Here is an 11,949-nt window from a genome sequence, read left to right as displayed (position 1 = left end):
ATGGCAAGACCGTGCGATGTCGTGGCTTATCCGGGCTTGGCATGGGTGAGGGGCTTGCGCCCAGTCTCTGTCACCACCTCTTCATGACCGTTTTCGATCACCAATGTTGTCATCGGGTGGCCGTAGCCCGCGCCGGAATCAATGTCGATGCGGTTGCCAAAATGGGTGGGCTCATCCAAGGCCGTGTGCCCATGCACCACCATCATCGGCAGTGTCCCGTGATAATCAAGCCAGCCGTCGCGAATCCAGATCAGATCCTCTTCGTCTTGATCCTCAAGTGCCACACCGGGTCGAATGCCCGCATGCACAAAGAGATAATTTCCCCATTGATGGGTCAGCGGCAGGTTTTCGATAAAGTCCAAATGGGCCGCAGGGACGCCCTTATGGGCGCGCATGTGACAGAGTTCAAAGTCACCGTCTTTGGCCTCAACTCCATAAGAGGCCAGTGTCTCCACCCCACCAAGGGCCGGGTGTAGCCAGCTTTTGCCGGATTTGATCTGAGCATCATGAGCGATGCCGTGGCGCACAAAGCGGGTGAACATGCGGTCATGATTGCCGCGAATGGCCAACCATGGCTGACCCGCCGCCATCCCATCCATCAGATATTGGATCACCCCAGCACTGTCCGGGCCGCGATCGACATAATCCCCAAGGTGGATGATCTTCGCATCGGGGTCGCCCACGCGGACCTTATCCGCTTCGATCCGCTTATGGGCAGCCTTGAGCATGTCGAGTTGTCCGTGAATGTCTCCGATGGCGTAGATGCGCATGTCTCTCTCCTGTGCTGCGGCCAAAATAGAAGGGCCGCCGGAAAACTCCAGCGGCCCTTGGTGATCTTTTCGTGACTGTTGCTTTGATTACGCTTTGAAGTGCAGCGGGATCACGCGTTGGAACAATCCGGTGTCTTTCAGCGCGGCTACAGTTTCCGCTTTGATCGGCGTATCAAGGAAGGTCATCGCAATCGCATCACCACCCTCGGAGGCGCGGCCCAGCGTGAAGTTCGCGATGTTTTCGCCATGCTCGGCCAACAATGTCCCGAGTTTGCCCAACACACCCGGCACGTCTTTGTTGGTGGTGTAGAGCATGTGCTCGCCGATCTCGGAATCAATGGTGATGCCTTTGATCTGGATAAAGCGCGGTTTGCCATCGGAGAATACGGTGCCCGCGATGGTGCGATATTTCTCAACCGTTTGGATGTCGAGCTTGATGAAACCATCAAATGTCCCCGACGCATCTTGGGTGGTTTTGGAAATCTGGATGCCGCGCTCTTTGGCGATCAGCGGCGCCGACACCATGTTCACGTCCGGGTTCACTGCCTGCATGATGCCTGCGATCACGGCGGCTTCCAACGCCTTGAGGTTCATCTCAGAGGCCACGCCATCATAGGTGATGTTGATGGTTTCGATGGCTTCTTCGGTGACCTGACCGATGAAAGAGCCAAGGCTTTCGGCCAATTTGACCCACGGACCCATAACTTTAGCTTCTTCGGCGCTCATCGACGGCATGTTCAGCGCGTTTTCAACGGCACCGTCCAAGAGGTAGTTGGCCATTTGCTCGGCCACTTGCAACGCCACGTTTTCTTGGGCTTCGGTGGTGGAAGCGCCAAGGTGCGGGGTGCAGACCACGTTTGGCAAGTTGAACAGCGGGTTCTCGGTGGCGGGTTCGACGGCGAAGACGTCAAAGGCGGCACCAGCAACGTGACCGGATTTCAACAACTCGGCCAAAGCCACCTCGTCAACCAAACCGCCGCGGGCACAGTTGATGATGCGCACGCCTTTTTTGGTTTTCTCAAGGTTCTCTTTCGAGAGGATGTTACGGGTGCTGTCGGTCAGCGGCACGTGCAAGGTGATGAAGTCGGCGCGTTTGAGCAACTCGTCGAGTTCGACTTTCTCAACGCCCATTTCAGCCGCACGTTCCTCGGAGAGGAAAGGATCATAAGCGACCACTTTCATCTTCAGGCCAAGCGCACGGTTGCACACGATGCCACCGATGTTGCCCGCGCCGATGACGCCAAGGGTTTTCGCGGTCAGCTCGACCCCCATGAATTTCGATTTTTCCCATTTGCCCGCGTGAGTGGAAGCGGAGGCCTCGGGCAATTGACGCGCCACGGCGAACATCATCGCAATCGCGTGTTCTGCGGTGGTGATCATGTTGCCGAACGGCGTGTTCATCACGATCACGCCTTTTTTGGACGCGGCTTCTTTGTCGACGTTATCTGTGCCGATGCCCGCACGACCGACCACTTTGAGGTTGGTGGCGTGTTCCAAAAGGGCGGCGGTCACTTTGGTCGCGGAACGGATCGCGAGACCATCGTATTTACCGATCACTTCGGCGAGCTTTTCTTTGTCTTTGCCGAGTTTGGGTTCGAAGTCTACTTCGATGCCACGGTCACGGAAGATTTGAACAGCGGTTTCAGACAGGCTGTCGGAGACGAGAACTTTGGGGGCCATGATGGGCGCTCCTGAAATATATGTGGGGATGTCGGGCGCGTTCCGCCCGACTGAATGTTTGAAAATCTGGCGCGCTTATTGCGCGTTGATGCACTCTTCAAAGGCCCATTTGAGCCAGAGCGTCAGCGCCTCGATGTCAGAGGATTCAACCGTCGCACCACACCATACGCGCAGGCCAGCCGGAGCATCGCGATACGCGCCGATGTCGTAGGCTGCGTTGTAGTCTTCGAGTTTTTTCGCCACAGCTTTTGCAAAAGCCGCCCCGTCTTTGATGCGCTCATCGGTGAATTTCAAACACACGGAGGTGTTGGACCGGGTGGTCTCATCCTCGGCCAGGTTGGCAATCCAGTCGTTGCGATCACAGAAGTCCCAAAGCACTTTTGCGTTGGTGGTGGAGCGTTCGATCAGCTTCGGCAGGCCACCGATTTTTTGTGCCCACTCAAGCGCCACAAGGTAATCTTCGACCGCAAGCATGGAGGGGGTGTTGATGGTTTCACCCTTAAAGATGCCGTCAATCAGCTTGCCGCCTTTGGTCATGCGGAAAATCTTCGGCATCGGCCATGCGGGGGTGTAGGTTTCAAGACGTTCCACAGCGCGCGGCGACAGAACGATCATCCCATGCGCGGCTTCGCCGCCCATCACCTTCTGCCAAGAGAAGGTGGTGACGTCGAGTTTGTCCCAAGGCAGGTCCATCGCGAAGGCCGCAGAGGTCGCATCACAGATGGTCAGACCGTCACGGTCCGCCGGGATTTTGTCGCCATTGGGGACGCGCACACCGGAGGTGGTGCCGTTCCATGTAAAGACAACGTCGGTGTCGAAATCAATCTCGGCGAAATCAACGATCTGACCGTAATCGGCGGTTTTGACTTCGGCGTCGATTTTGAGTTGTTTCACAACATCGGTGACCCAGCCAGCGCCAAAGGATTCCCAAGCCACCATCGTGGCTTTGCGTGCACCCAAGAGCGACCACATGGCCATCTCGACGGCGCCAGTGTCAGAGGCCGGAACGATACCGATTTTGTAATCAGCAGGAATGCCCAAAATGTCGCGGGTCGTCTCAATCGCGGCCTTCAGCTTGTCCTTGCCAACGGCGGCACGGTGCGAGCGACCCAGAGGGGCGTCGGCCAGAAGATCGAGAGAAAATGTGGGGATTTTGGCACAGGGGCCAGAGGAAAAACGCGGATTCGCAGGACGCGAGTGCGGGTGCTTAGTAGCCATTGCTGGTATCCTTACAGATAAATGCCTCTCGTTGGGGAGAGGTGTCCCGTTGATCGAACTAGAGGCTTTCCGAGCGCGCAGCAATATAGATTCGCAAAAATATGTCGCATTTTTATTCGACATATGTCGCATATGCGCTGGATCGTTTCCGATTGGAAACTTCGAGCCTCGCTTTGAAAACCGCCGAAACCCGACCTCATAGCACTGGCAACGCGACATTTCATTGCGTAAACAGGCGACAAACGGAGGTCTCCCATGTTCACCTGTATCCTGCTTACAAACCCCGCCGTGCCGGCACTCAATCTGACAACCGTCGATGCTTTGCGCTCGGCTTGGGGCGGTGGCGATCTCAAATGGCTCGCACTGGGAGAGGCTGCGGAATTCTCCGTTGAGGCGGTACCGTCGAATCAATGGGATGTCTGGGACGGGCTGCAAACGCAGGGCATCGACTTGATCGTCATTCCCACCGAAGCGCGGCGTAAGAAGATGCTTTTGGCGGATATGGACAGCACCATGATCCAACAAGAATGCATTGATGAATTGGCCGATGTTGCGGGCGTCGGCGATCACGTCAAAGCCATCACCGCCAAGGCGATGAACGGCGAGTTGGATTTTGAAGGGGCGTTGAAAGAGCGGGTCGGCTTGCTCAAAGGCTTGCCTGAATCCGTCATCCAACGGGTGATCGACGAACGCATCACCTTTATGCCCGGCGGCTGTGCGCTTTTGGCGACGATGAAACGCGATGGGGCCTATTGCGCGCTGGTCTCGGGCGGGTTCACCGCCTTTACGGGTTATGTGTCACAGACCCTTGGGTTTCATGAGAACCGCGCCAACACCTTGTTGATCGAAGACGGCAAACTCACTGGCGCGCCGGGGATGCCGATCCTTGGCCGCGAAGCCAAGGTGCAAGCGCTCAAAGACATCACCGCCCGCCTTGGCCTGGACCATGATGACGTGATGGCCGTGGGCGACGGTGCCAATGATCTGGGCATGTTGGGGCTGGCGGGGGCCGGGGTCGCGCTTCATGCTAAACCGTCTGTCGCCGCCGAATGTGATATTCGCATCAACCACGGTGATCTGAGCGCGCTGCTTTACATCCAAGGCTATGCCAGATCCGAGTTCGCCCAGGTTGAATGCCGAAATGTTTGAGGTCTCAACCGACCTTCTGTTTCTGTTGATCGCGGCGGCCTTTGCCGCAGGGTTTGTCGATAGTATCGCGGGCGGGGGTGGCTTGATCACCGTGCCCGCTTTGATGCTCGCGGGCCTGCCGCCGATCACCGCCTTGGCCACCAACAAAGTGCAGGGGCTGTTTGGCGCGGGGATGGCCGCGATCACTTACGCGCGGGCGGGACATGTGAATTTAAAACGTCAAATCGGCCCGGCGATTTTGTCCTTTGTCGGGGCGTTGATTGGCGCGCTGTTGGCAAGCTCACTGCCGACCGATGTGATCCGTCTGGGTCTGCCGATCCTGTTGATCGCTATCGCGTTGTTCTTTGCCTTCAAACCGGGATTGAGCGATGTGGACCGGACCCAGCGCATCACGCCTGTGGTCTTTGCCACAACCTTTGTACCGTTCATCGGGTTTTACGATGGCCTGCTTGGTCCCGGCACGGGCGCGTTTTTCATGCTCGGTTTTGTCGGCCTAGCAGGCTACGGCATTTTGAAAGCCACGGCCCATACCAAGCTGTTGAATTTCGCGTCAAATATTGGCGGTTTGACCGGGTTCATCCTGGTCGCCAAACCCTTTTGGATGTTGGGTTTGGCGATGGGCGCAGCGCAGATTGCCGGAGCCTATGTGGGATCAACCTTGGCCACGCGCGTGGGGGCAAAGCTGATCAAGCCGGTGTTGGTGATTGCCTCCACCGCCTTAGCGTTGAAACTCATGGCGGACTGGTTTTAAGCCGGAAAACCGGGGGCGGTTTTGATCTCGCCGGTGTTGATCCCGGCGAAGTTAGGCACATCCGGGTTCAGGCGCTTTTTCACCATTGGGTCATTGGCATCCAACGCACCTAGCTTGACCAAAAGCGCGGCAATCGCACATTCGGAGGCGCGTGTGGCCCCGTCGGCGATTTTCAATGCAATGCCCAAACCTTGCTCGGGCAGAATCGCGGTGAACACGCCCTCTGCCCCGGTCTTGATCGTGACTTTGCCCTCGGCGGCGCGCATCAATTCGGTACAGGCGCGGCCCTCGCCGGCGACCAGATCGGGATGGGTGCGCATCGCCTTGGCCAATCGAAACGCCGCGCGCTCCATCGTATCGCCCTCTTCGCGCGCCCCGGCGAAATATCCCATCGCGCGGCCTAGCCCACGCACGGTGGTGGCGAAGTTCGGCGCAGAGCAGCCATCGATGCCGTACCCCGGCGAGGTCTCGCCCGTCACGGTTTCAAACGCCTCAAGTGCCGCAACCTGCACCGGATGGGAGGGGTCAACATAGTCCGGCCCCGCACCCAAATGTTGGGTCAGGGTCAAAAATCCGCAGTGCTTGCCGGAGCAATTGTTGTGCACCTTGCATTTGCTCTCATCCGCTTTGATTTGGGCGTGAAGCGTGTCCGTGTCCCAAGGCCGTTGCGGGCCACAGATCAGGTCCTCTTGGCTCAGGCCCAGCCCATTCAGCCAGCTCAGAACCCGCGTGGTGTGGATCGGCGCGCTTGGTGCGAGGCACAGGACAGCGCGAGTTGTTCAACACTCAGACCAAAGGCATCGGCGGCACCGGATGTGACCAAAGGCAGCGCTTGGATCATCTTCACCGAGGAGCGTGGCAGGATCACCGTATCGAGATCGCCCCAACCCTCAATGACGTCGCCTTTTGCAGTGCAAATCACCGCAAACCCGTCATGTCGGCTTTCGCAAATCGGTCCACGCCAGACATCAACCATCGGATGCGTGGAGGGGCGTTTTTGATCCATTTGCTCTTTCCTTTCACGTTTCAGCGAATTTCCGCCAAGGGGCCTTTCCCAAATCAGCGGATTTACGTTACTGTGCCTTCGGAACATCGAAAAAGGTCTCATCACGCCACGAAACCGCAGCTATAGACAGCGGAGGCGTATCGAAAATGGGCCATGATAGCTAGAGGCAGCGAGATAACATGAGTTTTTCTGTGAAACAGGGCCTTCTTGCGGTGGGGTTTGCTATGGTTGCGAGCCATGCAATCGCGCAGGAAAGCACCAATCAAGTCGGCGCAAACACCGACTGGTACGTCTATGAAGAGGCCGCCCCGTCAAAGACCTGTTGGGCGGTGTCGAAACCGAAAGAAACCGTCAACACCGATAGCGCGGGCCGTTTGAAATCGGTCACCCGCAGTGAGATTCTTTTGTTCGTGACTTACGGTCCAGCCAGCGGCGTCAACGGCCAGGTGTCGTTCCTGGGCGGCTATCCTTTTGCCCCCGGCTCAGAGGTCAGCCTCGACATCGGCGGATCGGATTTCACCCTGTTCACCAAATCCGAGGATGAAACGGCCTGGGCCGTGACCCCGGAAGATGACGCAAAAATCATTGCGGCGATGAAGCGCGGCTCTGCGGCGACCCTGACCGCGCGCTCTGCCCGTGGCACGATCACCAAAGACACGTTCTCGCTATTGGGCTTTACCGCCTCTGTGGAAGAGGCCGCCAAACGCTGCGGCGGCTAATTCCGCTTTTGCCACAAACGAAAGGCCCTGCGGAAACTGCGGGGCCTTTTGCATATGGGTTTCATTGCGGGGCAGAATCCTGTATGAGCCGCGCTTATCCATCACAGAAGAGACCCCGAGCATGCAAACCCGCGCCCCGATCACGCAGGATGTTTTGACCATTCCCCGCAAGGACCCCGCCAGCGACAAGATCAATCTTGTCGGCCTGTCCCGTGAGGACCTGCGCACGGTTTTGATCGAAAACGGCACGCCTGAGAAACAGGCAAAGATGCGTGCGGGACAGATCTGGCAATGGATTTATCAATGGGGTGTGCGCGATTTTACCCAGATGACGAACTTGGGCAAAGCCTACCGCGACGAGCTCGACGCAAAGTTCGAAGCCCGCATCCCCGAGGTGGTCTCCAAGCAGGTCTCCGAGGATGGCACCCGCAAATATCTTGTGCGCATCAATGGCGGGCATGAGGTCGAGGTCGTCTACATCCCTGAAGAGGGCCGTGGCACGCTGTGTATTTCCTCGCAGGTTGGGTGCACGCTGACCTGTTCCTTCTGTCACACCGGCACGCAAAAATTGGTGCGTAATTTGACGGCGGGTGAAATCGTCGGTCAGGTGATGATGGCGCGTGACGATTTGGACGAATGGCCGGAAAAAGGCTCGCGCAAACCGGATGTACGGCTTCTGTCCAACATCGTCTTGATGGGCATGGGCGAGCCACTTTATAATTTTGAGAACGTGCGCGACGCGATGAAAATCGTGATGGATGGCGACGGTATTGCCCTTGGGCGGCGTCGGATCACGCTGTCCACCTCCGGTGTTGTGCCGGAAATTCATCGCACCGCCAAGGAGATCGGTTGTCTGTTGGCCGTGTCCTTTCATGCGACCACGGACGAGACCCGCGACATGTTGGTGCCGATCAACAAACGCTGGAACATTGAGGCGCTGTTGGATGCGCTGCGCGACTATCCGAAAGTGTCCAATTCCGAACGCATCACCTTTGAATATGTGATGCTCAAAGACGTGAATGACAGCGACGAAGACGCCTATCGTTTGATCAAGCTCCTCGAGGGAATCCCCTCAAAAGTGAACCTCATCCCGTTCAACGAATGGCCCGGCGCGCCCTACAAACGCTCGTCGAACAACCGCATCCACGCCTTTGCCAAAATCCTCCTGGCGGCGGGCTATGCCTCGCCCATTCGCACCCCGCGGGGCGAGGACATCATGGCCGCCTGTGGTCAGCTCAAATCCGCGACCGAACGCGAACGCAAATCCCGCAAGCAAATCGAGGCCGAAGCCGGAAAGTGAGCCGGTTCCAGCACGGAAACAGTGTGTTCGCGCTCGGCTCTTGAACGGTAACGCGGCTTTAACCATGTCCGGGCACAGTCCCCGGCATGGAATGGATACAGATCAGATTCGATGACAACCTTGGCACCCGCGTTCACCACGCGGCCCTACGTGCCGGTCAACCCATGGGCGCGCATATTCGCGACGTGTTAGACGTTGCGGTGCGCCCCGGCGAAGGGGCATTCGGCTACAAAGGCCCCAAACACCCCCATGCGCTTCAGGCCTATTTGGCTCATGATTTCGCCTATGCCTCTGGCTGGGACGATCTTCAGGAGGTGCTGCGCGCCAAAGGCTATGAATTGGCCGAACGCGGGGGTGGATTGATCCTGCAAACCACCGAAGGCGAACGGCTGTGCAAGGCCTCTCAAATTGGCCAACCTTATTCTGCCTGATGAAACGATTTGGCGCGCCCTTTGCCGGGCACGCGCATACGCACTTGGCTCAACACTCTCTGGGTCAGGCCACCCTGCCCTTTTAACGCGCATGCCGCGAGGAGGTTCCAAAATGGAACAAATCACCCTTTTGCTGTCTGAATCGACGGTTGAAATGCTACATCTTTTGGCCCGCGAAGGCGGTCAAACCATCGGCACCGTGGTGCAGGAAATGGCCCTTGATCGCTACATGCACCGGGCGATGGACGGCGCGATGGATGGCGTTCGGTTTTCCGACAGCGCGACAGAGTATCTTTTGGACGCCGAAATCTCCGTCGCCCAAAAAACCTGAATTCAGCGCCCGTCGATATGATCGCGCGCGCCCTCCATGGGCCACGCATCAATCGCGGCCACGGCCTCTTCTGCGGTTTCGACGAATTTGAACAAATCGAGGTCGGACCGGGCAATCGTTCCGGCCTCGGCCAAGGCCTCCCAGTTGATAATCTTTTCCCAAAAGGCCCGACCAAACAACAAGAACGGCACCCGGCTCATCCGCCCGGTTTGAATAAGCGTCAGGCTTTCAAACATCTCGTCCAGCGTCCCAAACCCGCCCGGAAACACCGCAATCGCTTTTGCGCGCATCAGGAAATGCATTTTGCGGATCGCGAAATAGTGGAAATTGAAACACAGCTCCGGCGTAACATATTCGTTTGGCGCTTGTTCATGCGGGAGCACAACGTTGAGACCGATTGACACCCCGCCCGCGTCCTTGGCACCGCGATTGCCCGCTTCCATCACCCCCGGCCCGCCGCCGGTCACGATCACATTATGGCGATGCCCGTTCACCTTGGCGCGCTCGGTCATCATTCGGGCGAAACTGCGCGCCTCGGCGTAGTATTTCGTCAGCTCGGCCAAGGTTTTGGTCCGGGCCCTGTCCTTTTTGGCAGGCTCGGGAATGCGCGCACCGCCGAACAGCACAATCGTGCTTTCGACGCCATATTCGGCCATCATCAATTCAGGTTTAAGCAGTTCCAACTGAAGCCGCACCGGACGCAATTCATCACGGCACATGAACGTGCCATCGGTAAACGCCAAGGCATAAGACGGCGAACGGGTTTGCGGCGTATCGGGAATATGCCGTGCCGTCTCCATATCCATATGGCTGTCGCGCAACGGATGGCGGCGCGTGGAGGGGGCTTGGGGATGGTCGGTCATGATGTGCAGTGCCTCACAAGTGTTTTGCTTTGCCGCGCTTTGCTGTCGTTCGCGTTGCGCGGGGGGTCTGGACCGACTATAGCCTCTGCCAACAGATATTCCATGTTGATCCGGGAGACCCACATGTCCAATGCACTGCTCGAAGCCGCCATCGAAGCCGCCTGGGAGGCGCGCGACACGATCACCCCCGCCACCACGGGCGAAACCCGCGAGGCGATCGAAGAGACGTTGAACGCGCTCGACAGCGGCACATTGCGCGTGGCTGAAAAGCGCGAGAATGGCGATTGGCACGTCAATCAATGGGCGAAAAAGGCCGTTTTGCTTGGCTTTCGCATCAAGGACATGGAAGAGCACGCTGGCGGCCCGCAAGGCTCTGGTTGGTGGGATAAGGTCGACAGCAAATTCAAAGGCTGGGGCGACAATCAATGGAAAGCCGCCGGGTTCCGCGCCGTGCCGAACGCCGTTGTCCGTAAATCTGCCTATATCGCGCCGGGCGTGGTGTTGATGCCGTCTTTCGTCAACCTCGGCGCGCATGTCGGCGAAGGCACGATGGTTGACACATGGGCCACCGTTGGCTCCTGTGCGCAGATCGGCAAACACGTCCACCTCTCCGGCGGTGTCGGCATTGGCGGCGTTTTGGAGCCGATGCAGGCTGGTCCGACCATCATCGAAGACAATTGTTTCATCGGTGCGCGTTCTGAAGTCGTCGAAGGCGTGATCGTGCGTGAAGGCTCGGTCTTGGGCATGGGCGTTTTTATCGGCCAATCGACCAAAATCCTCGACCGCGACACCGGCGAAGTCTTCTACGGCGAAGTGCCCCCCTATTCCGTCGTCGTCGCGGGTTCCATGCCGTCGAAAAACGGTGTGCACCTCTATTGCGCGGTCATCGTCAAACGTGTGGATGAGAAAACGCGTTCGAAAACCGGGATCAACGAGTTGCTTCGCGACTGATCTATCCTATATCTATTGAGAGCGGGCGCGCGGAGGGCAACCTTTGCGCGCCCTTTTCATTGCCAAATGTCAGTAAATGTGGAGTGTCTTATGGGACTTGGACTTATCGCGTCTATCATCATCGGCGGCATTGCGGGCTGGATTGCAAGCAACCTGATGAAAGCCAACACAGGCCTTCTGATGAACATCGTGTTGGGGATTGTTGGCGCCTTTGTGTTGAACCTGATCCTGTCGCTTTTGGGGATTTATGCCGCAAATGCTTGGCTGCCGCAGCTCGTCGTGAGCGTTCTTGGCGCAAGCCTTTTGATTTGGGTGGCGCGCCAGGTGCGCTGAGCCGCCTGTCATGATCCCGCCTTTGTTTGGCGGGATCACCGCTTGTCAATCCGCTGAGGCTTGACTTTCCCCCGTCGGCTCAGCAAACGGATGGCATGACAAAAGAACCAAAAATCAGCCGCCAAAAGGTCTACACCCTGCTGGTCGAAGTGGGTCGCAAAGACGGCGACGGGTTGCCCAAAGGGGCCACTGGCGGCGCGCTTATGATCTATGCGTCCGGTGTGGACGAAGCCGAGGCGGTGCGTGAAAGCGTTGCGATCCTGAAACAGGCCGACCTCGCGCCGCTTGATGTGACGGGCTATGGCACGTTGGAGGAGCGGCTGGCCGAGGGCCACGACATTTCAGACGACGAACGAGAGCTGATGCAGCGGGCCTTGGATGAGAATTCGGTCATCGTGGCGCAACTGACGCCGTTTTTTGAAGGCGATGACGGCGTGAGGCACTAAG

Annotated in this window: 13 protein-coding genes and 1 pseudogene; 9 read left to right on the top strand and 5 right to left on the bottom strand. The window is 57.7% G+C overall.

The annotated features are described in order from the left end of the window. Positions 1-26: 26 nt before the first annotated feature. From C8029_RS07335 to C8029_RS07325, 3 genes are all read right to left on the bottom strand, one after another. Positions 27-770, bottom strand: a complete 744-nt coding sequence (locus C8029_RS07335) for a metallophosphoesterase family protein (protein WP_152002612.1) — start codon at positions 768-770, stop codon at positions 27-29. A gap of 87 nt (positions 771-857) precedes the next feature. Next, positions 858-2,450 carry a phosphoglycerate dehydrogenase gene (gene serA / locus C8029_RS07330; RefSeq protein WP_152002611.1) on the bottom strand — a complete coding sequence of 531 codons (1,593 nt, stop codon included), beginning with the start codon at positions 2,448-2,450 and terminating at the stop codon, positions 858-860. A gap of 75 nt (positions 2,451-2,525) precedes the next feature. Continuing rightward, positions 2,526-3,668 carry a phosphoserine transaminase gene (locus C8029_RS07325; protein ID WP_152002610.1) on the bottom strand — a complete coding sequence of 381 codons (1,143 nt, stop codon included), beginning with the start codon at positions 3,666-3,668 and terminating at the stop codon, positions 2,526-2,528. 255 nt (positions 3,669-3,923) lie between these two features. Here C8029_RS07325 and serB point away from each other — a divergent pair, with 255 nt between their 5' ends. After that, positions 3,924-4,817 (top strand): phosphoserine phosphatase SerB, encoded by an 894-nt coding sequence (gene serB / locus C8029_RS07320; protein WP_152002609.1) that lies wholly within the window; start codon positions 3,924-3,926, stop codon positions 4,815-4,817. Then, positions 4,810-5,568 carry a TSUP family transporter gene (locus C8029_RS07315; RefSeq protein ID WP_009570102.1) on the top strand — a complete coding sequence of 253 codons (759 nt, stop codon included), beginning with the start codon at positions 4,810-4,812 and terminating at the stop codon, positions 5,566-5,568. The genes serB and C8029_RS07315 overlap by 8 nt, the downstream gene beginning before the upstream one ends. On the opposite strand, the pseudogene C8029_RS07310 reads toward C8029_RS07315, so the two are convergent. After that, positions 5,565-6,574 (bottom strand): annotated as a pseudogene (locus C8029_RS07310) (asparaginase). The gene C8029_RS07315 and the pseudogene C8029_RS07310 overlap by 4 nt on opposite strands. A gap of 179 nt (positions 6,575-6,753) precedes the next feature. Between C8029_RS07310 and C8029_RS07305 the strand changes: the two are divergent. From C8029_RS07305 to C8029_RS07290, 4 genes are all read left to right on the top strand, one after another. After that, positions 6,754-7,293 carry an invasion associated locus B family protein gene (locus C8029_RS07305; protein WP_009570104.1) on the top strand — a complete coding sequence of 180 codons (540 nt, stop codon included), beginning with the start codon at positions 6,754-6,756 and terminating at the stop codon, positions 7,291-7,293. Between the two features lie 121 nt (positions 7,294-7,414). Continuing rightward, positions 7,415-8,593 (top strand): dual-specificity RNA methyltransferase RlmN, encoded by a 1,179-nt coding sequence (gene rlmN, locus C8029_RS07300; RefSeq protein WP_152002608.1) that lies wholly within the window; start codon positions 7,415-7,417, stop codon positions 8,591-8,593. Between the two features lie 86 nt (positions 8,594-8,679). Beyond that, positions 8,680-9,024, top strand: coding sequence for a hypothetical protein (locus tag C8029_RS07295; protein WP_152002607.1), 345 nt, complete (start codon positions 8,680-8,682; stop codon positions 9,022-9,024). A 112-nt stretch (positions 9,025-9,136) separates the two neighbouring features. Further along, a complete protein-coding gene (locus C8029_RS07290) occupies positions 9,137-9,355 on the top strand; it encodes a hypothetical protein (protein WP_009570107.1) in 219 nt (72 codons plus the stop codon). Between the two features lie 2 nt (positions 9,356-9,357). Here C8029_RS07290 and C8029_RS07285 read toward each other — a convergent pair whose 3' ends face one another. After that, entirely contained in the window at positions 9,358-10,218 is an 861-nt protein-coding gene (locus C8029_RS07285; protein ID WP_152002606.1) for an LOG family protein, read from the bottom strand. A gap of 123 nt (positions 10,219-10,341) precedes the next feature. Between C8029_RS07285 and dapD the strand changes: the two genes are divergently transcribed. From dapD to C8029_RS07270, 3 genes are all read left to right on the top strand, one after another. Beyond that, on the top strand, positions 10,342-11,169 hold the full coding sequence (dapD, locus tag C8029_RS07280) for a 2,3,4,5-tetrahydropyridine-2,6-dicarboxylate N-succinyltransferase (protein ID WP_009570111.1): 828 nt from the start codon (positions 10,342-10,344) through the stop codon (positions 11,167-11,169). 90 nt (positions 11,170-11,259) lie between these two features. Continuing rightward, positions 11,260-11,502: a GlsB/YeaQ/YmgE family stress response membrane protein gene (locus tag C8029_RS07275; RefSeq protein ID WP_009570113.1), complete on the top strand. Its 243-nt coding sequence runs from the start codon at positions 11,260-11,262 to the stop codon at positions 11,500-11,502. Between the two features lie 95 nt (positions 11,503-11,597). Then, positions 11,598-11,948: a DUF8846 family protein gene (locus C8029_RS07270; RefSeq protein WP_152002605.1), complete on the top strand. Its 351-nt coding sequence runs from the start codon at positions 11,598-11,600 to the stop codon at positions 11,946-11,948. Position 11,949: the final 1 nt, after the last annotated feature.

This window comes from Roseobacter sp. TSBP12 (assembly GCF_009129705.1).
GTDB lineage: Bacteria > Pseudomonadota > Alphaproteobacteria > Rhodobacterales > Rhodobacteraceae > Celeribacter > Celeribacter baekdonensis_A.
Note: the sequence above shows the minus strand (reverse complement) of the source record. Positions and strands in the feature narration are given on the sequence as shown.

Excerpts from the sequence above, each read along its gene's own strand:
- C8029_RS07335 (WP_152002612.1), bottom strand. The coding sequence starts at position 770 with ATGCGCATCTACGCCATCGGAGACATTCACGGACAACTCGACATGCTC.
- serA (WP_152002611.1), bottom strand. The coding sequence starts at position 2,450 with ATGGCCCCCAAAGTTCTCGTCTCCGACAGCCTGTCTGAAACCGCTGTT.
- C8029_RS07325 (WP_152002610.1), bottom strand. The coding sequence starts at position 3,668 with ATGGCTACTAAGCACCCGCACTCGCGTCCTGCGAATCCGCGTTTTTCC.
- serB (WP_152002609.1), top strand. The coding sequence starts at position 3,924 with ATGTTCACCTGTATCCTGCTTACAAACCCCGCCGTGCCGGCACTCAAT.
- C8029_RS07315 (WP_009570102.1), top strand. The coding sequence starts at position 4,810 with ATGTTTGAGGTCTCAACCGACCTTCTGTTTCTGTTGATCGCGGCGGCC.
- C8029_RS07305 (WP_009570104.1), top strand. The coding sequence starts at position 6,754 with ATGAGTTTTTCTGTGAAACAGGGCCTTCTTGCGGTGGGGTTTGCTATG.
- rlmN (WP_152002608.1), top strand. The coding sequence starts at position 7,415 with ATGCAAACCCGCGCCCCGATCACGCAGGATGTTTTGACCATTCCCCGC.
- C8029_RS07295 (WP_152002607.1), top strand. The coding sequence starts at position 8,680 with ATGGAATGGATACAGATCAGATTCGATGACAACCTTGGCACCCGCGTT.
- C8029_RS07290 (WP_009570107.1), top strand. The coding sequence starts at position 9,137 with ATGGAACAAATCACCCTTTTGCTGTCTGAATCGACGGTTGAAATGCTA.
- C8029_RS07285 (WP_152002606.1), bottom strand. The coding sequence starts at position 10,218 with ATGACCGACCATCCCCAAGCCCCCTCCACGCGCCGCCATCCGTTGCGC.
- dapD (WP_009570111.1), top strand. The coding sequence starts at position 10,342 with ATGTCCAATGCACTGCTCGAAGCCGCCATCGAAGCCGCCTGGGAGGCG.
- C8029_RS07275 (WP_009570113.1), top strand. The coding sequence starts at position 11,260 with ATGGGACTTGGACTTATCGCGTCTATCATCATCGGCGGCATTGCGGGC.
- C8029_RS07270 (WP_152002605.1), top strand. The coding sequence starts at position 11,598 with ATGACAAAAGAACCAAAAATCAGCCGCCAAAAGGTCTACACCCTGCTG.